This is a genomic window from Caballeronia sp. LZ008, from assembly GCF_031451435.1.
GTDB classification, from domain to species: domain Bacteria; phylum Pseudomonadota; class Gammaproteobacteria; order Burkholderiales; family Burkholderiaceae; genus Caballeronia; species Caballeronia zhejiangensis.
Genome location: NZ_JARUXK010000045.1, coordinates 173,930 through 195,386 on the forward strand (window position 1 = coordinate 173,930; position 21,457 = coordinate 195,386).

At 65.5% G+C, this 21,457-nt stretch carries 20 protein-coding genes; 6 read left to right on the top strand and 14 right to left on the bottom strand.

The genetic code is table 11. From position 1 onward, the window contains the following. Position 1: 1 nt before the first annotated feature. The 7 genes from QCE49_RS34355 to QCE49_RS34385 all read right to left on the bottom strand — a co-directional run bounded on the left by QCE49_RS34355 (position 2) and on the right by QCE49_RS34385 (position 9,144). Positions 2–3,262, bottom strand: coding sequence for an adenylate/guanylate cyclase domain-containing protein (locus tag QCE49_RS34355; RefSeq protein ID WP_250457705.1), 3,261 nt, complete (start codon positions 3,260–3,262; stop codon positions 2–4). Between the two features lie 70 nt (positions 3,263–3,332). After that, positions 3,333–4,097, bottom strand: a complete 765-nt coding sequence (locus QCE49_RS34360) for a hypothetical protein (RefSeq protein ID WP_008345338.1) — start codon at positions 4,095–4,097, stop codon at positions 3,333–3,335. A gap of 10 nt (positions 4,098–4,107) precedes the next feature. Then, positions 4,108–4,542, bottom strand: a complete 435-nt coding sequence (locus QCE49_RS34365) for a hypothetical protein (RefSeq protein WP_008345337.1) — start codon at positions 4,540–4,542, stop codon at positions 4,108–4,110. Between the two features lie 180 nt (positions 4,543–4,722). Further along, positions 4,723–6,261 (bottom strand): cytosine permease, encoded by a 1,539-nt coding sequence (locus QCE49_RS34370; RefSeq protein ID WP_250457706.1) that lies wholly within the window; start codon positions 6,259–6,261, stop codon positions 4,723–4,725. Between the two features lie 74 nt (positions 6,262–6,335). Beyond that, positions 6,336–7,286, bottom strand: coding sequence for a LysR family transcriptional regulator (locus QCE49_RS34375; RefSeq protein ID WP_250457707.1), 951 nt, complete (start codon positions 7,284–7,286; stop codon positions 6,336–6,338). Positions 7,287–7,296: 10 nt separating this feature from the next. Next, positions 7,297–8,763 carry an FAD-binding oxidoreductase gene (locus QCE49_RS34380; protein WP_250457708.1) on the bottom strand — a complete coding sequence of 489 codons (1,467 nt, stop codon included), beginning with the start codon at positions 8,761–8,763 and terminating at the stop codon, positions 7,297–7,299. 33 nt (positions 8,764–8,796) lie between these two features. Beyond that, positions 8,797–9,144, bottom strand: a complete 348-nt coding sequence (locus QCE49_RS34385) for a cupin domain-containing protein (RefSeq protein WP_008345333.1) — start codon at positions 9,142–9,144, stop codon at positions 8,797–8,799. A gap of 201 nt (positions 9,145–9,345) precedes the next feature. On the opposite strand from QCE49_RS34385, the gene QCE49_RS34390 reads away from it, so the two are divergent. The 3 genes from QCE49_RS34390 to QCE49_RS34400 all read left to right on the top strand — a co-directional run bounded on the left by QCE49_RS34390 (position 9,346) and on the right by QCE49_RS34400 (position 12,741). Then, positions 9,346–10,191, top strand: a complete 846-nt coding sequence (locus QCE49_RS34390; protein ID WP_008345332.1) for a helix-turn-helix transcriptional regulator — start codon at positions 9,346–9,348, stop codon at positions 10,189–10,191. A 113-nt stretch (positions 10,192–10,304) separates the two neighbouring features. Next, a complete protein-coding gene (gene speB, locus QCE49_RS34395; protein ID WP_250457709.1) occupies positions 10,305–11,255 on the top strand; it encodes an agmatinase in 951 nt (316 codons plus the stop codon). Positions 11,256–11,271: 16 nt separating this feature from the next. After that, on the top strand, positions 11,272–12,741 hold the full coding sequence (locus tag QCE49_RS34400) for an aldehyde dehydrogenase family protein (protein WP_250457710.1): 1,470 nt from the start codon (positions 11,272–11,274) through the stop codon (positions 12,739–12,741). A 69-nt stretch (positions 12,742–12,810) separates the two neighbouring features. On the opposite strand, the gene hfq is transcribed toward QCE49_RS34400, so the two are convergent. Further along, positions 12,811–13,089 carry an RNA chaperone Hfq gene (gene hfq, locus QCE49_RS34405; protein WP_008345329.1) on the bottom strand — a complete coding sequence of 93 codons (279 nt, stop codon included), beginning with the start codon at positions 13,087–13,089 and terminating at the stop codon, positions 12,811–12,813. A gap of 225 nt (positions 13,090–13,314) precedes the next feature. After that, entirely contained in the window at positions 13,315–13,980 is a 666-nt protein-coding gene (locus QCE49_RS34410; RefSeq protein ID WP_008345328.1) for a TetR/AcrR family transcriptional regulator, read from the bottom strand. Positions 13,981–14,168: 188 nt separating this feature from the next. Between QCE49_RS34410 and QCE49_RS34415 the strand changes: the two genes are divergently transcribed. Genes QCE49_RS34415 through QCE49_RS34425 form a run of 3 tightly spaced genes read left to right on the top strand, consistent with a single transcriptional unit; the run spans position 14,169 to position 18,336 of the window. After that, complete coding sequence (locus QCE49_RS34415; RefSeq protein WP_008345327.1) at positions 14,169–15,296, top strand: HlyD family secretion protein; 1,128 nt, start codon at positions 14,169–14,171, stop codon at positions 15,294–15,296. Then, positions 15,289–16,863, top strand: coding sequence for an MDR family MFS transporter (locus tag QCE49_RS34420; protein WP_034474155.1), 1,575 nt, complete (start codon positions 15,289–15,291; stop codon positions 16,861–16,863). Before QCE49_RS34415 ends, QCE49_RS34420 begins: the two co-directional genes overlap by 8 nt. A 3-nt stretch (positions 16,864–16,866) precedes the next feature. Continuing rightward, positions 16,867–18,336: an efflux transporter outer membrane subunit gene (locus QCE49_RS34425; RefSeq protein WP_372492611.1), complete on the top strand. Its 1,470-nt coding sequence runs from the start codon at positions 16,867–16,869 to the stop codon at positions 18,334–18,336. On the opposite strand, the gene QCE49_RS34430 is transcribed toward QCE49_RS34425, so the two are convergent. Genes QCE49_RS34430 through QCE49_RS34450 form a run of 5 tightly spaced genes read right to left on the bottom strand, consistent with a single transcriptional unit; the run spans position 18,333 to position 21,423 of the window. Then, positions 18,333–18,503, bottom strand: a complete 171-nt coding sequence (locus QCE49_RS34430) for a hypothetical protein (RefSeq protein WP_008345324.1) — start codon at positions 18,501–18,503, stop codon at positions 18,333–18,335. The genes QCE49_RS34425 and QCE49_RS34430 overlap by 4 nt on opposite strands. Positions 18,504–18,523: 20 nt before the next feature. Beyond that, positions 18,524–19,273: an IclR family transcriptional regulator gene (locus QCE49_RS34435; protein ID WP_008345323.1), complete on the bottom strand. Its 750-nt coding sequence runs from the start codon at positions 19,271–19,273 to the stop codon at positions 18,524–18,526. An 18-nt stretch (positions 19,274–19,291) separates the two neighbouring features. Next, the gene (locus QCE49_RS34440) at positions 19,292–20,044 is read right to left on the bottom strand and encodes an amino acid ABC transporter ATP-binding protein (RefSeq protein WP_008345322.1); all 753 of its coding nucleotides are present in this window, start codon (positions 20,042–20,044) and stop codon (positions 19,292–19,294) included. Next, positions 20,041–20,685, bottom strand: coding sequence for an amino acid ABC transporter permease (locus QCE49_RS34445; RefSeq protein ID WP_008345321.1), 645 nt, complete (start codon positions 20,683–20,685; stop codon positions 20,041–20,043). The genes QCE49_RS34440 and QCE49_RS34445 overlap by 4 nt, the downstream gene beginning before the upstream one ends. Before the next feature lie 21 nt (positions 20,686–20,706). Then, positions 20,707–21,423: an amino acid ABC transporter permease gene (locus tag QCE49_RS34450; protein WP_250457711.1), complete on the bottom strand. Its 717-nt coding sequence runs from the start codon at positions 21,421–21,423 to the stop codon at positions 20,707–20,709. Positions 21,424–21,457 lie beyond the last annotated feature (34 nt).

Here is a 21,457-nt window from a genome sequence, read left to right on the forward strand (position 1 = left end):
CTCATCGACGCAGCGCGTCATCGATTGCTGCGAGCGCGTAAACCAAGCCGCGCTTCCTGCCCTCTTGCGCGAGTCGCTGTAGCGCATCCGTCGACGCCGCTTTCCGGTCGCCCATGCCATGCGCGACGAGCGCGCGCGCCCGCGCCACGACGAATGCCGAAAACGGCGATGGCTCGCGTCGCGCGTAATCTTCGAGCGCCGCAGCGTGATGCGCGGCCGCGTCCAGAAGTCCGCGATCGAGGCACGCGTCTATCGCGTCGCGCCGAAAGAGAAAGTGGTTGTGGCTCACCGCGCCGCTGGCGAGCAGAGCTTCGCCTTCCGCGAGCGCGCTGTCGAAGACCGCGACGTCGTCCGTCGAACGCGCCAGCACGCCGAGATACGCGGCGCCCAGATACGTCATGCCGGTCTCGCGGCTGATCGACAGCGCCTCTTCGATATCGTCGAGCGCGTCGCGCCGGCGTCCCGCAACACGATGCAATTCCGCGCGCAACGCGAGCGCCTCGCCTTCGAAGCGCCTCGATTTCAGTTCGCGCGCACAGCGCAGCGCCGGGCCGACATGCTCCCACGCGCGATCCCACTGCGCGAGATCGTGCAGGCAGTGAAACGCCGCATGATGCGCAACCGCGAGCGCCCGCAACTGCCCGACCTTCTCCGCCGCGGCCACGCTCGCGAGCGCCGCATCGAGCCCCGCGTTCGCCGCGCCCGCGAACCATGCGGTAATCGCGTGCATCGGCAGATTGGCGACTTCGATCCGTCCGAATCCGTGGCGCCGGCACAGCTCGATGCAGCGGCTGAAGGCGTCGTTCGCGCTGATCATCCGTCCGCGCATGTACTGCGCGTCGCCGATTCCGCCGAGCGCGGCGGCCTCCAGTTCCGCGTCGCCCGCTTGCTGCGCGAGCGCGAGGCTGCGTTCGTGTTCGCGCACGCAGCCTTCGATATCGCCGCGCGGAAAACACAGGTTGCCGCGCAGGAAATGGATGCGCGCTTCCTCGCGCAGCAGTCCTTGCGCGGCCGCGGCCGATGCGGCGCGATTCAGATCGGCCCACGCGCCATCGAGATCGTCGATGACGCGCTTCACCGTCGCGCGCCCGATCCACGCGTGACAGCGCGCCGTGTCGGTCGTGGCGAAGCCGAGCGCGGTTTCGAACGCCGCGAGCGCCGATGTCATGTCGCCCGCGTCGTGCAGGATCGTGCCGCGCAGGCATTCGAGCGCGGCGCGGTCGCTGTCCGCATCCGCGATTTCGAGCCCGCGCGCGACGAGCCGAAGCGCCGCTTCATGCCGATACGCCGACGCCTGCACGCGCGCCGCGTCGCAATAGGCGAGCGCCGCTGCGCGATCCGCGGCGCGATCGAGATGCTCGGCGCGCAGAACCGGATCGCGCTCGCCGAACCACTGCGCCGCGCGACGATGCAACGCGCGGCGACGGCTTTTCAGCAGCCCGTCGTAGATCGCGTCGCGGATCAGCGCGTGGTGGAAGATGAAGCCGGCGCCCTGGCGTCGCACCAGGCGATCCATCGACGGCGATTCGAGCGCGGCGCCCGCGCCGGTTTCATCGACGAGAAAATCGACTGCATCCTTCTCGACGAGCTGCCCGAGCACCGACGCCGCCTGCAAAGCGGTCTTGCCGGCGGAATCGAGCCGGTCGAGCCGCGCCTGCACGAGACTGCGCACCGAGCCGGGCACGCCGGATTCCGCGCCGTCCTGCGCGTGGTTCAGCAACTGTTCGAGAAACAGCGGATTGCCCGCCGCCCGCGCGATGCAGCGCTCCGCGAGATCCGCCGTCGCGCCGGGAAACGATTCGGCCATGACGCGCGCCTCGCTTGCGCTCAACGGTCCGAGATCGATGAGCGAATACGGCGCGCCGTGCGCGGCGTGCCAGGACGCGTCGAAGGTTTCGGATAACGGGCGCGCGGTCAGTACGAGCACGGCCGCGCAATCCGCCGCCGTCGCGGATAGCGCCGCGAGGTCCGCCAGCGTCGGCGCATCCGACCAGTGGATGTCTTCGACGGCAAGAACCCGCGGATGCCGGCCGCTCGCGCGACGAACGAGCCGCGCCACGACATCGCGCCGGCCGCGAACGCGCATCGCGTTGTCCATTGCCTCGAAGACCGTGCGATCCGCGAGCGGCATGGGCATGTCGAGCAGGTCTTCGAGAAAGAGCGCATCGCCTTCATCGATCGAACCGGCGGCGATCGCCTGGGCGATGCCCTGCCCTATCGTTGCGTCATCGTTCGGATCGTCGAGCGCGAGCAGTCCGCGCACGAGCGATTGAATCGCGCCTCGTCCGGTCGCCGCGCCGAAGTCGAGCACGAGCCCGCCGTGACAGACGAATCCCGCATCCCGCGCGGCGCTTTCGAACGCTTCGACGAGGCGCGTCTTGCCGATGCCCGCCTCGCCGCGCAGCACGATCGTGCGTCCATGGCCCGTCGCGCGGCACGAGCCGAGCACGGTCCGGAACGCGAGCAGATCTTCGCAGCGGCCGACCATCGGCCGGATCGGCGGCGCGTGTCGAATGCCGGCGATGCGCCATGCCGGAACCGGATCGGCGAATCCCTTGACGGACAGCGCGCCGCGTTCGACGCAATCGAGACGCTCGGCCAGATGACGCCGCACGGCCTCCGATACGAGGATTTCTCCCGTGCCGGCCGCGTCCGTGAGACGCGACGCGAGATTGACGGTGTCGCCCGTGACGGTGTACGCCCGATGCGTCGCGCTGCCCGTGCCGCTCGCGACGACCTCGCCGCCCGCAATGCCGATGTGCACGCAAACCGCGCGACCGAGCGCGCGCGACAGGCCGGGCATCGCATCGTCGATTGCGAGCGCGGCGCGCACGGCGCGTTCGGCATCGTTTCCATGCGAGACCGGCGCGCCGAAGACCGCCATCACCGAGTCGCCGACGTGCTTGTCGACATGGCCGCCATGCAGCTCCACGATGCGATCGACCTGCTCGAAGTATCGATCGAGCACGTCGAGCACTTCTTCCGCGTCGATTTCCCGGCTCATCTGCGTGAAGCCGCACAGGTCGGCGAAAAGCACGGCGACTTGCCGCCGCTCTCCTTCATCGCCCGGTTTGATGGACGCATGCGGCAGTCCGGCCAGCGCATCGAGCAGCTTGCGCCGATGCCCGACCGGCGCGACGCCGAGTTCCTTCAGGTCGTCGGCGGTGAGATTGCGCAGCACGTCGGCGTCGATGGCGTTCTCGCGAAACACCGGCTCGTACCGTTCCATTCCGAGGCTGCGCAGCCAGGCGGCGACGTCCACGATCTCTCCTGGGCGGAAGATCTGCTTCCACTCAAAAAGATAGCACGCAGCCGGACGCGCGCCATGGCTCTCACGCTCCGATCGACTGCAGCAACCGCGTGAGATCGCGCGGCTCGACGCGGATCAATCCGCCTTTCGGACTGTCGATGTCGGCGATCAGCGCGAGCGACAGCGCGACCGTCGCCGGAAGAATCGTGATGAGCAGCCCTTTGGTCAGCTTGCCCTTCGCGCCGTAGCCCTGCATCACGCAGCCGAGCAGCGCGATGATGATCATCAGATACCACGCGCCCAGCGGAATATGGTTGATGCGCGCTGCCTCCGAGTAGTCCTGCGAGTTCAGCACGTCGTTCATGCCGGCGACGACGAGCGCGCCGATGGGCGTCGGCTGATCCTTCGCTACTTGCGTCGCGAGCTGCCACAGCTCCGTTTCGACATTCGACGTATCGCGGACGATCGTCGCGAGCGCATCGGGCGCGCGCGTCGTGTAGTTCGCCAGTCTCAGCTTCGTATAGCGGAGCAGCGCGGACTTGATCTTCGCGCCGGTCGCGGCATCGACGAGATCGGCGCGCGCATATTCGGTGCCGATCGCGTTCGCCTCGCTTTCCTCCAGCGTCTTGCGCAAGTCGTAGCGATTCACCGCCATCGAAAGGCTGAAGCCGACGAGCAGCGCAAGCAAGGTCAGCGTGGAAGTCTGGATGATGTTGAAGTCTTCGCGATCCTCCGGCGGCAGCACGGCGAAGCGCCGCAATACGTGCGCGCCGCACGCCACCGCGCCGATGAACAGCGCGAGCAGCACGACGAACAAACCTTCCGGATGATCGACTAAAACCGTCATCGGCGCTCCTTCAGCGCGCGTCGGCCACGGAAGATTCGGCGCTCGCGAGCATCGTCGCCAGCGTCGTTCCGGCGAGCGCCGGCGCGTCGACGTGAAAGAGCGCATCGCCGAGCGCCGCGCGCGCGCCGATCCGTCCGGCGAGCCATGCGCGCAAGCCCGCCTCCGGCATCACGACGATGTTGCTGCGCCGCGATGCGTCGGTTGCGTCCTCGAAGTCCTGTGCATCCGCGAAGTTAAGGAAGTTGGCGTACTGCTGATTGATGTCGAGCGTCGCGCGCGTCGCCGGCTTCGACGCCGCGCCCGTCCCGCCCGATGGCGACGCGTCGGCCTGCGCCAGCGCATCGCCTACGACGCCCGACAGGCCCGTCGCCATGCCGGCGACCGCAACGTTCTTTAGAAAGACTCGACGCGCTTCTGCATCGGCTGGATGTTTCGGCTCGGACATCTCGTCTCCTGTCGGGGAATGCCGGAACGCGATGTATTCCGTCTCGGATCGCCTTTGCGATCCGCACTGAAACACACGCGTCAATAACGTCCATGTGTTGAACCGATACTGGAAAAGCGCTGGATCAACGGTGGATTAAATCTATCGTCCGAATGTTCGAATAGACGAGCGTTATGAAAGTCAATCCTCGCGCACGCGCGCCGTGATCGGAACGTGCGCGCTCGTGCGTGAAGATTCGCGCGACGCGCCGACGAGACGGCGCCCTTGCGGACCGTGAACGGCGTCGGGTTCGGGAAAGAGCCGCAGCATCGTCAGATACAGCGCGCCGCCCACGACGAACGAAACCGGCACGCTGAGATCGCAGCCGCCCGCGAGCGCGCCGAGCGGCCCGGCGAACTGTCCCGGCAGATTCACGAACGTCAGCCCGATGAACGCGGCCGGCAGCCATGCGCCCATCGCGCGCCAGTTCCAGCCGTGGCTATACCAATAGTGGCCGCCGCGCCCGCCGCGATTGAACACTTGCAGATCGTCGGCCAGATAGAAACCGCCGCGCTGCACGAAGCCGATCACCATGATCGCCATCCACGGGCAACTGAAGGTGCAGATGAGCGTCGAGAACGTCGCCACGCTTTCCACGAGGTTGAACGCGAAACGCCCCACGAAAATGAAGCCGATGGCGAGCAGGCCGATCAGCGCCGTCGCGCGCACGCGGTTGAGGAACTTCGGGAACATGCTCGACGTGTCGAGGCCCGTGCCGTAGAGCGCGGTCGTGCCCGTCGACAGTCCGCCGATGATCGCGATCAGACACATCGGCAACAGGAACCAGCGCGGCGATACCGCAAGCAAGCCGCCCACGTAGTCGTTCGAGCTGATGAAGCTCGGCGCTTGCGTCGCGATGATCGTCGCGGTGACGAGGCCGAAGAGGAACGGCAAGAACGTCGCGATCTGCGCGAGAAACACGGCGCCCATCACGCGGTGGCGCGGCGTCGATTGCGGAATGTAGCGCGCCCAGTCGCCGAGCGTCGACGCGAACGAAACCGGATTGCTCAACGCGACCAGCGCCGCGCCGACGAACGCCGCCCAGAAGCCTGCGCTGCCGTGCTGAAGCGTGCCCGCGTAGTGGACGTCGAAAGGCTTCGCGAACGCGAATGCGCCGAGCACGAACATGAGGCTCGCCGCCCACACGGCGATCTTGTTCACCCACAGCATGAAGCGAAACCCGTAGATGCAGACGATCAGCACGAGCACCGCGAACACCAGATACGCCGTGCCGAGCGTCCACGGATTGACCGGCAAGCCGATCATGTCGTGCGCGCCGCCGACGAGCGCATCGCCCGAACTCCATACGGCGAGCGAGAAGAACGCGACCGATGTGAGCACCGCGAGAAACGATCCGACGATGCGGCCATGAATGCCGAAGTGCGCCCCCGACGACACCGGATCGCTCGTGCCGTTGCGCGGCCCGAAGAGGCTCATCGGCGCGAGCATGCAGGTGCCCGCGAGCACGCCGATCACGATGGACCACACGCTCGCTTCGAACGAAAGGCCGACGAGCACCGGAAAGCTGCCGAGCACCGAAGTCGAAAACGTATTGCAGCCGCCGAACAGCAGGCGGAACAGATCGATGGGCCGCGCGTATCGCGAAGCGTCGGGAATGCGCTCGAAACCGTAGGTTTCGATCTTCGTGATGCTGGTGCTGTCGCTGGTGTTGTCTGCCATGTTGTCTCGCTCCGTTGTTATCGGCGGTCATTCCGTTGCGTCGGAATGCGCGCCGTAATGCGTCATCAAGGCGTTCACATCGGGCACGTTGCTACCGCGCGTTCAGGCTCATCGTGATGAATCTCGCGCGCGCCATAGACGCCGAAAAGGTCTTCACAGAAGGCTCGAACGATGGCTTTGTCGGCCATGTCGCGCTTCATCGCGAGATGCAGCGGCACGTCGAAGCCGAACGCGGTGCGTCCCAGCACGCGGATCAGTCCGCGCTGCTCGAAGGCGTCCGCGTGATGCGCGGGCAAATAGCCGATATGACTGCCCGACAGGATCAGCACGGTGGCCGCGTCGATGCTGTCCGCGATCGCCGTCACGCGCCGCTCGCCGATGCCCGCGAGTTCTTCCGGCACCGGATAGCTGCGCCAGATCCAGTCGTGCGCGCGCAGATCGTCGAGCGTCACGAGCGGGTCCGCATGAAAGAGCGGATGTCCGCGCCCGCAACAGATCACTTGCCGCTCGTTGAACAGCCTGCTGTACGACAGCCCCGCGACGCGATGCCAGAAATAGCCGATCGCCAGATCGAGTTCGCGATTGACGAGGCTTTCTTCGAGTTCCTGCGGCGGCGCGACGTGCATCGCGAAACGCACGGCCTGATCGCGCTTGCGAAATGCGCCGATAGCTTCCGCGAGCCGCGCGTTCTCGACATGCGATGCCTGTCCGATCAACCCGATCGACAGCGTGCCGACCAGCTTGCGATCGATGTCGCGCACCTGCGCGACGAATTGCGATGTCGCGCCGATCAGCGCCCGCGCCGACATCACGAAACGCTCGCCTTTGGACGTCAGCCGAAAGCCGCCGCGTCCGCGTTCGCACAGCCTGAAGCCGACGCGCGCCTCCAGCGCGGAAAGCTGCGAGCTGATGGTCGACTGGCGCACGCCGAGCGACGCTTGAGCGGCGGTGATGCCGCGCGCATCGACGACCGCGAGAAAGACGCGCACGAGGCGAAGGTCGAGATCGGATGTATTGGAGAACATGTCGTCGCGCTCACATCGGGAAGCCCATCGCCTTGATGCCCTTGATCCACGCGCGCTTCCAGCCGCCCTCGGCATCGGCGCCGTCGAATGCGTGGAACGTGACTTTCGCGGCGAGCCATCGCACCGGCTCGGGCGGAATGTAGGTCGGGCTTCGATTGGCGATGTCGAGCGCGCGCTCGGGACTGTCGCGATCGAAAAGGATGTTCAGGCCCATGAACGCGCCGAAGCGGCTCGCGGCCACGCCGAAGCCGGTGTAGCCCGCGACGAACACGGCCTTGTCGCCGAGATAGCGCTTCGCGAATACCGATCCGCGCGAGCAGTAGTCGATCGGACCGCCCCACGCGTGCGAGAAACGCACGTCGCTCAGTTGCGGGAACGTCTTGTAGAACGCCTCCGCGAGACGGTAGTACGTGTCGCGCTGCCGATCGCGCGGCGGATTCGGATCGCCATCGAAGTGATAACTCACGAGGCCGCCGAAGATGATGTTGTTGTTCTTCGTGAGGCGGAAATAGTTGAGCTGCGTGCGCGTGTCGTAGATGCCCTGACGCTGCTTCCAGCCGATGCGCGAAAGTTGCTCGCCGGTGAGCGGCTCGGTCGCGAGTACGTGATCGCGCACTTGCAGGACGCGCCGGTTGATATCCGGAATGCCGACTTTCGCGGTGCCGCTGCCCAACAGCACGCGCGGCGCGCGCACGCTGCCCGCGGGCGTCGTCACGAAGACGGTCGCGCCTTCGTCGATCACGTCGATCAGCGGACTGTGCTCGTAAAGCCGCACGCCGAGTTCGAGCGCCGCGCGTTTCAAACCCCACGCGAGCTTCGCCGGATGCACGATGCCGCTGCGATTGCGCGACCACAGCGCGCCCGCGAACAGCGGCGAATCGAGTTGTTCGCGCGTGGCCGCGGCGTCGAGCAGCGTGACGTCGTGGCCATACGATCTGTGCAGATCGTAATCGGCACGCAGATGGTCGATATGCTCGGGATCGACGGCGACCGTCATCTCGCCGTTCCATTCGATGTCGGCGTCGATGCCATAGCGTTCGAGCGTCTCTTCGAAGCCGTCGAGATTGCGCTGGCCGAAGGCTTCGAGCTCGGCGATATCGTTCGGAAAGACCCGCACGGCGTTGGGCAGGCCGTGCATCACCGATGTCGAGATGATGCCGCCCGCGCGCCCCGATGCGCCGTGCGCGACCCGTCCTGCTTCGATCAGCACGACGTCGAGTTCGGGCATCTGCTCTTTCGCCTGCACGGCGGCCCACAAGCCGGTGAAGCCGCCGCCGACGATCAGAAGATCGGCGCGTGTTTCGCCCGCGAGCGACGGTTCGGCCGGCGGCTCGGCGGGATTGTCGAGCCAGTAGGGAGAGAGCTTCGTGCGGGCGAGTGCTTCTTCGACGGTCAGTCGGGCCCGCTTGCGGCGCACATCGCGCGATGCGCCGGGTGCGGCGAAGTCGGCTTCGAACAGTTGCGCGCTTTCGTTCATGACGTGTCTCCTCCTCGGGCGCGGTGCGCGACGTTATTGCTGCGGTTCGAGCACGACGTAGAACTTCTTCGCGTCCTCGATCGTTTCCCAGCGGCCCGCGAAACCGGCCGGCAGCAGATAGCCCTCGCCCGCCGCGAACTCGCGGCGCGCGCCGTTCATATCGGTCAGCGCGATGCGGCCTTCGACAAGCCAGACGGCTTCGTCGGCGGTGGTCGCGGGGAAATCGACGGCGCCGACCTTGCCTTCCCACCAGCCGATCACGTAGTTGCCGGTCTTGCCTTCGGCCGCGCGCCAGTCGCTTTCGTCCATGCCGTAATCGAGTTGCGTGAATTGCCCGATGCCAGCGCCCAGCGGCGCGATGTCCTGAATCAGCTTGCTCATGTGTTTCCTTCGGTGCGTCGTTTTCAATGAATCGGTGCGCCAAAGTTACCGGGTCGACATGCCCCGGTATGCCCCCCCGCAGGGGGGACAAGCCGCGTTTCAGCGATCTGCGGGTAAATACCTAGTTACCTCGAAATCCCCGTCTGGCGGGCGATACGGCGCTTGATCTACAATCGGACAGCCTTTTCTTTGGGGCGCGCCATGCTGCTCAACGTACCCCCGCTCAATCAGGATCAAGCCGCGTTTCCGCTGTCTTTCAAGACGCTCGGCAAAGTCATCGAAGCTGTCGGCACGCCGGATTTCGTGCCGCGTCTCACGCTGCTTCTCAATGAAGTCGTGCCGCTCAATGTCGTGCACATCGAACGTTCGCGCGTCGATCGCAGCAAGCCCACGGGGTTTCGCTGCGAGTGGATCGGCAGCAGCGGCGTCGGCATGGACACGAGCGTCATCTCCGATGTCATGACGCTGTACTACGACCGCTTCTACGACAGCGATCCGCTCTTCGCGGGCATTCGCGGCAAGGTCGGGACGATGCTCGTCGTGCGCGATATCGGCGCGATTCCGCCGGGCGAATTCCGTCAGCGGCTCTTCGACGAAGCGTCGATCGCGCACGAATGCGTGCTCGCGCGCGGCACGCCGCACGCGCAGGATTCCATCGCGCTCGAACGCGCGCTCGATGCGCCGCCGTTCACGCTCGCCGAGATGAACCGCTTTCGCAACGTGAGCGAGTTCCTGTTTCCGCTGCTGGAGCTGCATGCTTCGACGAGCGCCGCGAAACGCGTCGCGCATCCGACGTCGTTCCTGCATCCGCTCGCTCAGTTCGATGCGCGCATCGCCGAGGATCGCGTGCGTCTGTCGAAGCGCGAATACGAGATCTGCACGCATCTGATCACGGGCCGCACGGTGCCCGAAGCGGCGGAAATCATCGGTGTGCGAATCGGTACGGCCGAGTCGTATGTCAAGCGCGCGTTCGCGAAGCTCGGCGTGCGGACCAAGCGCGATCTGATCGCGTGGGGGCAGGAGCATCCTCGTCTGCACGCCACCTGAAGCCGCGTTCACATCGAACCGGCTCGATGTGAACATCTCCATTTCGTGATTCGCGCGGCGCTCGCCTCGCCTAACATCGCCCCGTCCTTACAACGATGACGGGAGATGTATCGATGCAGCGCGAACTCAATCAGCCGCTCGGCGGCAACGACATGCCGCGCTTCGCCGGCATCGCGACCATGATGCGGCTGCCGCAGGCGGCGAGCACCGTTGGTCTCGACGCGTGTTTCGTCGGCGTGCCGCTCGATATCGGCACGTCGAACCGTTCGGGCGCGCGCTTCGGGCCGCGCCAGATCCGCGCGGAATCGGTGCTGCTGCGTCCGTACAACATGGCGACGCGCGCCGCGCCCTTCGATTCGCTGCAAGTGGCCGATATCGGCGACGTCGCGACGAATCCCTACGACCTGAAGGATTCGATGCGGCTGATCGAATCGGCGTACGACGAGATCGTCGCGAGCGGCTGTCGCCCGATCACGCTCGGCGGCGATCACACGATCGCGTGGCCGATCCTGCGCGCGCTGCACAAGAAGTACGGCAAGGTCGCGGTCGTGCACGTCGATGCGCACGCGGACGTCAACGACACGATGTTCGGCGAGAAGATCGCGCACGGCACGCCGTTTCGACGCGCGGTCGAGGACGGCCTGCTTCGCTGCGATCAGGTCACGCAAATCGGTCTGCGCGGCACGGGCTATCACGCCGACGACTTCGACTGGTGCCGCAAGCAGGGCTTCACCGTCGTGCAGGCCGAAGCGTGCTGGAACCGGTCGCTCGCGCCGTTGATGGAAGAAGTCCGCGCGCGCGTGGGCGGCGCACCGGTGTATCTGAGCTTCGATATCGACGGGCTCGATCCCTCGTTTGCACCCGGCACCGGCACGCCGGAAATCGGCGGCCTTTCCGTGCAGCAAGGCCTTGAAATCGTGCGCGGCATGAAGGGCCTGAATGTCGTGGGCGCGGATCTCGTCGAGGTCTCGCCGCCTTACGATCAGGCCGGAACGACGGCGCTCGTCGGCGCGAATCTCGCATTCGAGATGCTCTGCGTGATGCCGGGCGTCGCGTACCGTTGAACCATCGAGGACGATCATGAATATCCGCGACAATCACTCGATTCTTCTGCCCGCCGCGACGATCGCGGGCACGCGCTATGGCGCATCGGTTCTGGAAGCGGGCAACGCGATCCACAACGCGTCGACGGGCGCGGTCATCGGCTGGCAGGAACATGCCGACGCCGCGCAAGTCGATGCCGCCGTGCGTGCCGCGCACGCCGCGCTCGATGCATGGCGCAACCGCACGCCCGCATCGCGCGGCGAGGTGCTGCGCAAGATCGCGCAGTCGCTCGCTGCGAACCGCACGCGTCTTTCGTCGATGCAGCAAGCAGTCAGCGGCAAGCCTCCGCTCGAAGCCGACACCGACGTCAGCGACGCCATCGCCACGTTCGACTACTACGCGGACCTGTGCGCGGACGCATCGCTTTTTGCGACCGAGACGCTGACATTGCCCGACGACGCCGTGACGGGCGAGCGCCATTACGAAGCGGTCGGCGTGGCCGCGCTGATCGTGCCGTGGAATTTCCCGATGGTCACGACCGCGTGGAAAATCGCGCCCGCGCTCGCGGCGGGGTGCACGGCCGTGCTGAAGCCGTCGGAATTGACGTCGCCGGTCGAGCATCTGCTCGCGGAAATCATGACGGCGGCGGGCGTGCCAGATGGCGTCGTGAATATCGTGAACGGCAGCGGCGAAGTCGGCGCGCTGCTCGCGGCGCATCCGCTCATCGACAAGATTTCGTTCACGGGCAGCACGGGCGTCGGCCGCAAGGTGATGCAGACGGCGGCGCAGGACATGAAGCGCGTGACGCTCGAACTCGGCGGGAAATCGGCGCTGATCGTGCGCGCCGATGCGGACATCGAGCACGCGGTCGCGCTCGCAATGGGCGGCGCGTTCACGAACGCCGGGCAAATGTGCTCGGCGACGTCGCGCATCCTCGTTCACGACGAGGTCTATCGCAAGTTCGTGGCCGCGCTCGAAGCGGCCGTGCGCGCGCTCGTGGTTGCGCCGCCGCACGTCGAAAATGCCGCCATGGGCCCGCTCGTATCGCATGCGCAGCGTGCGCGCGTGCAGGCGCTCGTCGAGCAGGGCGTGGCGGACGGCGCGCGCATCGCGTTCCGCGGCGCGCTCGACGGCGCTTGCGCGGACGGCTTTTTCATGGCGCCGGTCGTCGTCGCCGAACCGGATGCCGCCAACGTGCTTTGGACGGAAGAAGTGTTCGGGCCGGTCGCGTGCGTGAAGTCGTTCCGCACCGACGATGAAGCCATCGCGCTCGCCAACGGCACGCGTTATGGGCTCGTCGCAACCGTCGTGACGCGCGATGAAGACGCCGCACGGCGCTTTCGCCATGCGCTGCGCGCGGGCCTCGTGTGGATCAACACACCGCAGTTGATCTTCCCGCAGGCGTGCTGGGGCGGACTCGGACTGAGCGGAATCGGCCGCGAGCTCGGCGTGGCGGGATTGCGCGGCTATCAGGAATTGCGCCACGCGATCGCGGCGCGCGGATAGTCGGCCCGTCGACGCGCGTGAGCAAGCTCACGCGCGCGTCGCTTGGGCCAACTTGCGCGCGAGACCGGACTAGCTGCGCGGCGGACGCGGCGGACGGTCGCCCGGACCACGGCTCTCGCGATGATTCGGCCGGCCGGGCGCGCCGTGATCTTCGCAAATGGTGGAAATCGCGTGCTTGAAAAGAACCTGGTTTCCGCTCGTCGAATTGAGATAGACCATATACGTGTCGAACGACTGGATATGGCCCGTCAGCTTGATCCCATTAACGAGATAAATGGAAACCCGCTTGCGTTCTTTGCGCAGCGCGTTGAGAAAATCGCCTTGAATGCTGGCTGGACTGTTGGACATTTATGACCCGTGTTTAACCGAGCGCAGGCACCCCGACCGACCCTCGTCATTCGTGGAGCCTGCTTTTTGTGCTCGGCATGTTTTCTTTGGACAAGTCATTATCCCGTTTCCGCGCCGTTGTTGCGATGAAAAGATAATCGCCCTATATGGCGCATGGCCGTTTCCGTCGAATCGTCGGACAAAATACGACGAATCATGGCCGATAGAGACTGGAAGGCCCGTCCATCATTTGAGCACCGCCGCCTCCACGGCGGCGAGATACGCGGCGAGCGCCCGCTTGACCTCGCGCAGATAACGGCGCGCCAGTTGCACGTCGCCCATTGCGGGACGCAGCTTGACGGCCAGCGCGCCGCTCGCGAGCGCGTGCAGCATGTCCACGTACAGTTCGCGCTCGGACGCTTTCACGCCGGGCATGCGCGCGTCGATCACCTTGCGCATCATGCTGGACTTGCGCTTTTTCTTCGCTTCATCGTGCGGCATGACCGACATCAGAATCAGGAGATCGGTCTTGCGGTCGAAATATTCGATATGCGGCGACATGATCCGATCGATCACCGCTTCCGCCGACAACGCCCGCCAGGTCTCGCTGTCGACCCGCGCAAGTTCGTCTTCGAGTTCCTGCAGCGCCGCCGCGTGGCGGTCCCACAACGCGGCGAGCAACGCGTCGCGATCCGGAAAGAAGTGATACATCGAGCCGATCGGCGTTTGCGCACGCCGCGCGACGCCGTGCATCGTCACGCCTTCCAACCCCTTTTCGACGATCAGCTCGGCGGTCGCATCCAGCACCGCCTCGATGCGCGCGCGCCCGCGCGCCTGCAAGGGCGAACGAGCCGTGCTGGCGCGCTCCGGATCCTGCAATTCGCTTTCATTGTCGGCGCGAGCCTTCTTCATTGTCTCTCCTCGAGCAAGGTCAAACTAGACGCTCGCGTCTAGATTCGTGCATACTAGACGGCATCGTCTAGTTTGGCGAGCGCGTCGCGGTGACATCGTAGTCATTTCTGGCCGCAACGCCCTCGCCGTCCCGCATTCATCGAAGGCTACCGCACCCGCGCGGTGGCGCGAAAGCTCCCGGAGAACACATGTCAGTCACAGCGCCCACGCACGGCGGCCAACCCGCCGACGCCGTCGAACGCAAACCGTCACGCAAACGCCTGCTGATTGCAATCGGCATCGTCGCGGTCGTCGCCGGCATTGCATGGGGCGTGCGCTGGTGGACGGTCGGCCGTTTCGTCGAAACCACCGACGACGCCTATCTCAAGGCCGACAGCGTCACCATCGCGCCGAAAGTAAGCGGCTATATCACCGAAGTGCTCGTCGCCGACAATCAGGCGGTCGAGGCCGGCGCGCCGCTCGCGCGGCTCGATACGCGGCAGTATCAGGCCTCGCTCGATCAGGCGAAGGCCGCGCTCGATGCGCGCGCCGCCGACATCGACCGCGCCGAAGCCGAGCTGAAGCAGCAGCACGCCAACGCCGATCAGGCGAAGGCGCAGGCCGAAGTGTCGCGCGTAAGCCTCGCGCATGCGGAAGACGACGTGAACCGTTATCGTCCGCTCGTCGCGACGGGCGCCGAAACCGCCGAGCGTCTCGCGAGCCTCGTCTCCACGCGCGATCAGGCGCGCGCCACGCTTGCCGCGAATCTCGCCGCCGCGCGTTCGGCATCGACGCAGATCGGCGCGACCGAAGCGCAGATCGCGCAGGCGCGCGCGCAAGTCGAAGCGGCGCAGGCGCAACTGAATCAGTCGAAGCTCGATCTGAGCGACACGACGCTCGTGAGCCCGGTCGCGGGGCGCGTCGGCGATCGCACCGTGCGCGTCGGCCAGTATGTGCAGCCGGGCACGCGCTTGATGACGGTCGTGCCGGTCGAGGCGCTCTATCTGGAAGCGAACTTCAAGGAAACGCAGGTCGGGCGCATGCGCGTCGGCCAGCCGGCGACGCTGCACGTCGATGCACTCAAGGGCACCGAGTTGCACGGCGTCGTCGAAAGCTTCGCGCCCGGCACCGGCGCGCAGTTCGCGCTGCTGCCGCCGGAGAACGCGACTGGGAACTTCACGAAGATCGTGCAGCGCGTGCCGGTGCGCATTCGCGTCGATACGGGTCCGCAAACGCGCAAGGTGCTGCTGCCGGGCCTCTCGGTAACGGTCGATGTCGACACCAAAACCGCCACCGACGACAGCCATCGCATCGCGGCGGAAAATCGCCATGACTGAGGCCGCCGCGCATCCGCATCGCGCGAGCGCGACCGACTGGATCGCGGTCACGGCCGGCGCGCTCGGCGCGCTGATGGCCACGCTCGACATTTCCATCACCAACTCCGCGCTGCCGCAGATTCAGGGGGAAATCGGCGCGACCGGCACCGAAGGGACCTGGATCTCCACCGGCTATCTGATGTCGGAAATCGTGATGATCCCGCTCGCCGCGTGGCTCACGCGCGTGTTCGGGCTGCGCAATTTTCTGCTCGGCAACGCGGTGCTCTTCACGCTGTTCTCGGTGATGTGCGGCTTCTCGACGTCGCTGTCGATGATGGTCGTGGGCCGCATCGGCCAGGGCTTCACCGGCGGCGCGATGATTCCGACCGCGCAGACCATCATCCGCACGCGGCTGCCGCGCGAGCAGATGCCCGTCGGCATGACGATCTTCGGCCTGATCGTGTTGCTCGGGCCGCTGCTCGGACCCGTGCTGGGCGGCTGGCTCGCGGAGAACATCTCGTGGTCGTGGTGCTTCTTCGTCAACGTGCCGGTCGGCTTCGCGCTCGTCGCATTGCTCATCACCGGCTTGCCGGCGGAGAAGTCGCATTGGGAATCGTTCTTCAAGGCCGACTGGATCGGCATAGCGGGACTCGCCATCGGCCTGAGCTCGCTTACCGTCGTGCTCGAAGAAGGCCAGCGCAATCAGTGGTTCGAATCGCATGAAATCGTGATGCTCACGTGCGTCACGGCGTTCGGCTTCCTGCTTATCGCGATCTCGCAATTCGTCGCGACGAAACCAATCGTGCGGCTGTCGCTGCTGCGCAATCCGCGCTATGCGAGCGTGATTCTGATCGTGTTCGCCGTCGGCGCGGGGCTGTATTGCGTGTCGTTCCTGCTGCCGCAGTTTCTGAGCGTCGTCGCGGGCTATAACGCGCTGCAATCCGGCGCGATCATGCTCGTGTCGGGCGTGCCCGCGTTTCTCATCATGCCGGTGCTGCCGCGTCTGCTCGGCAAGGTGGATTTTCGCGTGCTCGTCATCTCGGGCCTGCTGTGCTTCGCCGCGAGCTGCCTGCTCGATATCTCGCTCACCGCGCAAAGCGTCGGTCACGATTTCTTCTGGTCGCAGATCTTGCGCGGCTTCGGCCAGATGCTCGCGATGATGCCGCTCAATCAGGCGTCGATGGCCGCCGTTTCGCGCGAAGAATCCGGCGATGCGGCCGGCCTCTACAACATGGCGCGCAATCTCGGCGGTTCGGTCGGGCTTGCGATCATCGGCACCGTGATCGACCGTCGCAACGACTTTCACACCGCATCGATCCGCGAATCGCTGACGGCGAATTCCGTCATCGGTCAGGAACGCATGGCCGCGAGCGCCGCCAGCTTTTTCGCGCAGGGCGGCGACATGGCGCACGCGAAGATGCAGGCGCTCGGCCAGTTGTCGATGCAAATCGGTCAGCAGGCGATCGTCATGACTTACTCCGAAACCTTCTACGTGCTGGCGATCGCGCTGCTCGCGTGTCTGCCGCTCGCGCTCTTGCTCAAGACGCCGCGCGGCCAATCCGGCGACATGTCTTCTGCCGGCCACTGATTCATGAATTCATCGACGATGTTCCCTCGCACGCTTCGCCTGACCGCCCTGCTTCCGCTCGCTGCTTTCGCGCTCGCCGCGTGCACGGTCGGCCCCGACTATCGCGGCGCGCCGGAAATCGCGCCCGACGCCGCGAAAAGCGCCGCCTTCGTGCGCGCGCCGGCGCAGGGCGTCGTCGCGACGCACGCGCCCGCGACGTGGTGGCAAGCGCTCAACGATCCGCAACTGAACGCGCTCATCGATGCCGCGTTCGCCCACAATCCCGATCTGAAGATGGCGCAGGCGCGCTTGCGTCAGTCGCGTTCGCAACTGCGCGGACAGCGCGCCAACGAGTTGCCGAAAGTGTCGGGATCGGCGGCGGCGTTGCGCATGCGCTCGCCGGATACGTCGATCTTCGGTTCGTCGGGCGATGACGGTTCGTCGGGTTCGACGGGACGCGGTCCGGTCGATTTCTACACCGTCGGCTTCGATGCCTCGTGGGAGCTCGATCTCTTCGGCGGCACGCGCCGCGCGATCGAAGCGGCATCCGGCGAAGCCGAAGCCGTGCACGCCGATCTTTCGGACGCGCAGGTGTCGCTCGCGGCGGAAGTGGCGTCGGTGTACATCGACTTGCGCGATCAGCAGGAACGTCTCGCGCTCGCGGAACGCACGGCCGAGTATCAGCAGCAGATGCTGACGCTCACCGAGCAGCGGCGCGCGCGCGGCACGGCGGCGGAAGTCGATGTCGAGCGGCTCACGACGCAAGTCGACACGACGCGTGCGACGCTCGTGCCCTTGCAGACGCAGATCACCGATTCGCTGGATCAACTCGCCGTGCTGACGGGCCGCGCGCCCGGCGCGCTCGATGCCGAACTCGGCGCGCGTGCGCCGTTGCCCGCGTTGCCGTCGTCGGTGCCGATCGGCGATCCGGCGGCCATGCTCCAGCAGCGTCCGGATATCCGCGCGGCCGAGCGTCGTCTCGCATCGAGCAATGCGCAGATCGGCGAGCATATTGCCGATTATTTTCCGAAGGTGACGCTGCTCGGCGATATCGGTTTCTCCGCATCGGAGCCGAGTCATCTGCTGCGCAAGCAGAATTTCTCGTGGGTCGGCGTGCCGTATCTGCAATGGAATCTGTTCGACTTCGGGCGCACGGCGGCGAATGTCGATGCCGCCAAAGCCGCGCGCGACGAAGCCGAAGCGCGCTACGAAAAGACCGTGCTCGGCGCGCTGAAGGACGCGAATTCGTCGCTGTCGCGTTACGGCAACCAGCGCGAGCATGTCGTGCGGCTGCAGCAGGTACAGGCGTCGGCGGAGCGGTCGGCCACGCTCGTGCGGCAACGTTATACGGCGGGCGTATCGACGCTCATCGATCTGCTCGACGCACAGCGCACGCAATTCGCCGCGCAGCAGGACGTGGTCGCCGCGCAGGCCGAACTGCTGAAGGACTTCGTCGCGTTGCAGAAGAGTCTCGGACTCGGCTGGGCGACCTAAGCGTCTTCGGTCGATTGACGCTGCGACGCCATCTCCCGCTCGAACATCGGCGCATAGAACGCGACGGCCTTGCGCAAGATGTCGTTCACTTCCCTTAGCGCGACATTCTCTTCTTCGAGTTGCGCGATGCGTCGAAGCGGATCGTCGTCTGCGGCTGGCGTCGTCATGTGCGTTCGCGTGATGTGCGCTATCGATGCGACAGCGCCTTCGCCGATTGCAGAAGGTCGTCGAGCATCGACTGGCGTCGCTCTGGATCGGTGTCGCGGCCCGTCATGAAGCACAGCGCCGCGATCGGCAGTCCGGCGCGATCGCGCACGGGCGCGGCCATGCACAGGCGAAACGCGTTCGACAAGCCTTCGGTGCAGCAATAGCCCTGATTCTTCGCGGCTTGCACATCGCGCATGAATTCATCGAAGTCGATGCGCACGCCGTTGTCGAGCGCGAAGTCTTCGGCGGGAATCAGGGCGCGGATTTCATCGGCGTTCAGGTGGCCGAGCAGCAGGCGTCCGGTCGCCGTCCACGGAATGGGCACGCGCACGCCGATATCCGAGCTGATGTTGAACGGCCGCGCGCTGTTTTCGGACAGCACCACGGTGTACTTGTTTCCTTCGAGCATGCAAAGCTGCGTGGTCTCGTCGTACTTTCGCACGAGCGCGAGTATCGACTGATGCGCGCGGCTGATGAGGTCGTTGTGCGTCGCGTAGTCGGAGCCGTAGTAATGCATCTCGCGTCCGAAGAACACGCTGCCATCGGCCGATGTCTCGAGCCAGCCCACTTCCGCCAGGATCGCGACCAGCTCGTAGATGCTCGAACGCGGCGCGCCGGTCGCTTCGATCAGCTCGCGCATCGTCATCGGGCGCTGCGCGAGATGCAATTGCCGGAACATGGCGATGACCCGATCGACTCCCCTCGCTCGCGACGATTCCGTGACTGCCATTCATTCGCTCCGTGTGCGTCAGTGGTCGAGCACGCGATGCAGGAACTGCCGCGTCCGCTCGTTGGATGGATTCACGAAAATCTGCTCCGGCTCGCCCTGCTCCGCGATCACGCCTTTGTCCATGAAGACGACCCGATCGGCGGTCTTGCGCGCGAAACCCATCTCGTGCGTGACGACGACCATCGTCATGCCATCGCGTGCGAGTCCGCGCATCACTTCGGTCACTTCGCCGACGAGTTCGGGATCGAGCGCCGAAGTCGCTTCGTCGAAGAACATGATGCCCGGCTCGACGGCGAGCGCCCGCGCAATCGCGACGCGCTGCTGCTGTCCGCCGGACAACTGGCTCGGATAATGATCCGCACGGTCGGCAAGCCCGACGCGGTCGAGCACGTCCATCGCGCGCTTGCGGGCATCGGCGGGACTCATCTTGCGCGCCTTGATGAGCGCGAGCGTGACGTTGCCGAGCGCGGTCTTGTGCGGAAAAAGATTGAACTGCTGGAACACCATGCCGACGTGACCGCGAATATCGCGCGCGCGTTTCGGGTCGTGCAGCGGCACTTCGTTGACCCATACTTCGCCGGAATCCGTCGTTTCGAGCCCCGCCATGATGCGCAGCACCGTGCTTTTGCCCGAACCCGACGCGCCGATCAGCACGAGCACTTCGCCCGCGCGCACGTCGAGATTGATCTCGTTGAGCACGCGCGTCGCGCCGAATGCTTTGCTGACGCCCGACAGCGAAATAATGGGCCTGGTCTGACTTTGATTGCTCACGACAGTCTCCTGCGGTCATGGTGGCGCACCCATTGCGAAAGCGGGAAGCACACGACGAAATAAATGAGTGCGACGAGTCCGTAAATCTCGACCGGCTTGCCGATGCGATCGACGATCGCCTGGCCGCCGTGCATCAGCTCCGACATGCCGATCATGCTGACGATCGACGTATCTTTGATAAGCGAAAGATATTGGCCGATGAGCGGCGGCAACACGATCCTGCCGGTCTGCGGCAACACGACGAACGCGAACGCCTGCGTGCGCGACAGACCGAGAATCTGCGAGACTTCCCACTGGCCTTTCGGCACCGCTTCGATCCCGGCGCGAAAAACTTCGGCGATATACGCGCCTTGATAAACGCTCAGGCCGATCACGCCGGCGGCGAAAACATCGATCGCATAGCCGAAATACGAGACGCCGAAGTAGATGAACATCAGCGTGATGAGCACGGGCGTGCCGCGAAAGAGCTCGGTATAAAGCCGCGCGATGCGGTCCGTGCCCCACGGTCCGAACGATCGCAACACGGCGGCGAAAAGGCCGATCAGCGTGCCGCCGACGATCGACGCGACGGACAGCAAAAGCGTCGTCACGAGACCTTGCAGCAGGATCGACAGACTGGTTCTCAGCAGTTCAAATGACATGATCCGACTCCGGTTCGGGCATCAGGCGCGATTGGCGCGGCGCAACGCGAGGCCGCCGAAGCGTGCGCGCCGCCGGACGACGAGCGGCGGATGAAACATGCGCGCGCCGAGCTGACCCGCGATCCACGACAGCACGTTGCTCAGCACGAGATACGCGACGAGCACGACCGAAAACGTCTGCACGTAGAGCAGCGTGCGCGAATTGATGACGGTCGCGGTGCCGGTGAGTTCGGGCAGCGCGATCGCGGAGAGCAGCGACGTGCCGAGCAATAGCTGGATCAGATAGTTGACGATCGCCGGATAGACCGCGCGCGCGGCCTGCGGCAAGACGATTTCGGTGAAGATCTGCCCGCGTTCGAGGCCGAGAATGCCCGCGGCTTCGAGCTGTCCGCGCGGCACCGACTGAATGCCCGCGCGAAACACTTCCGACAGATACGCGCCGACGTTCAGGCCCAGCGCGATCACGCCGGCCCAGTAGGCATCGAGCGCAATGCCCGCCGACGGCAAGCCGAAGAACACGATGAATATCTGCAAAAGAACCGGCGTATTGCGGATGACTTCGACATACGCGCGCGCGACGAAGCGGATCGCGGCCATCGGCGACAGGCTCGCCAGCGCGGCCAGCAAGCCGAGCACCAGCGACAGCACGAACGCGAGAAGCGTCACCTGCAGCGTCAGCCATCCGGCTTTCAGGAACTCGGGGACGTAGCCCCACAAGGTCAGCCATTCGTAGTTCATCTCGGCCTCCGCATCCGTCCGGTCTCGTGCGATA

Coding starts and splice junctions, on each gene's coding strand:
- QCE49_RS34360 (WP_008345338.1), bottom strand. CDS start 4,097: ATGACGGTTTTAGTCGATCATCCGGAAGGTTTGTTCGTCGTGCTGCTC.
- QCE49_RS34370 (WP_250457706.1), bottom strand. CDS start 6,261: ATGGCAGACAACACCAGCGACAGCACCAGCATCACGAAGATCGAAACC.
- QCE49_RS34410 (WP_008345328.1), bottom strand. CDS start 13,980: ATGAAGAAGGCTCGCGCCGACAATGAAAGCGAATTGCAGGATCCGGAG.
- QCE49_RS34400 (WP_250457710.1), top strand. CDS start 11,272: ATGAATATCCGCGACAATCACTCGATTCTTCTGCCCGCCGCGACGATC.
- QCE49_RS34420 (WP_034474155.1), top strand. CDS start 15,289: ATGACTGAGGCCGCCGCGCATCCGCATCGCGCGAGCGCGACCGACTGG.
- speB (WP_250457709.1), top strand. CDS start 10,305: ATGCAGCGCGAACTCAATCAGCCGCTCGGCGGCAACGACATGCCGCGC.
- QCE49_RS34450 (WP_250457711.1), bottom strand. CDS start 21,423: ATGAACTACGAATGGCTGACCTTGTGGGGCTACGTCCCCGAGTTCCTG.
- QCE49_RS34425 (WP_372492611.1), top strand. CDS start 16,867: ATGAATTCATCGACGATGTTCCCTCGCACGCTTCGCCTGACCGCCCTG.
- hfq (WP_008345329.1), bottom strand. CDS start 13,089: ATGTCCAACAGTCCAGCCAGCATTCAAGGCGATTTTCTCAACGCGCTG.
- QCE49_RS34375 (WP_250457707.1), bottom strand. CDS start 7,286: ATGTTCTCCAATACATCCGATCTCGACCTTCGCCTCGTGCGCGTCTTT.
- QCE49_RS34445 (WP_008345321.1), bottom strand. CDS start 20,685: ATGTCATTTGAACTGCTGAGAACCAGTCTGTCGATCCTGCTGCAAGGT.
- QCE49_RS34430 (WP_008345324.1), bottom strand. CDS start 18,503: ATGACGACGCCAGCCGCAGACGACGATCCGCTTCGACGCATCGCGCAA.
- QCE49_RS34385 (WP_008345333.1), bottom strand. CDS start 9,144: ATGAGCAAGCTGATTCAGGACATCGCGCCGCTGGGCGCTGGCATCGGG.
- QCE49_RS34435 (WP_008345323.1), bottom strand. CDS start 19,273: ATGGCAGTCACGGAATCGTCGCGAGCGAGGGGAGTCGATCGGGTCATC.
- QCE49_RS34390 (WP_008345332.1), top strand. CDS start 9,346: ATGCTGCTCAACGTACCCCCGCTCAATCAGGATCAAGCCGCGTTTCCG.
- QCE49_RS34415 (WP_008345327.1), top strand. CDS start 14,169: ATGTCAGTCACAGCGCCCACGCACGGCGGCCAACCCGCCGACGCCGTC.
- QCE49_RS34365 (WP_008345337.1), bottom strand. CDS start 4,542: ATGTCCGAGCCGAAACATCCAGCCGATGCAGAAGCGCGTCGAGTCTTT.
- QCE49_RS34380 (WP_250457708.1), bottom strand. CDS start 8,763: ATGAACGAAAGCGCGCAACTGTTCGAAGCCGACTTCGCCGCACCCGGC.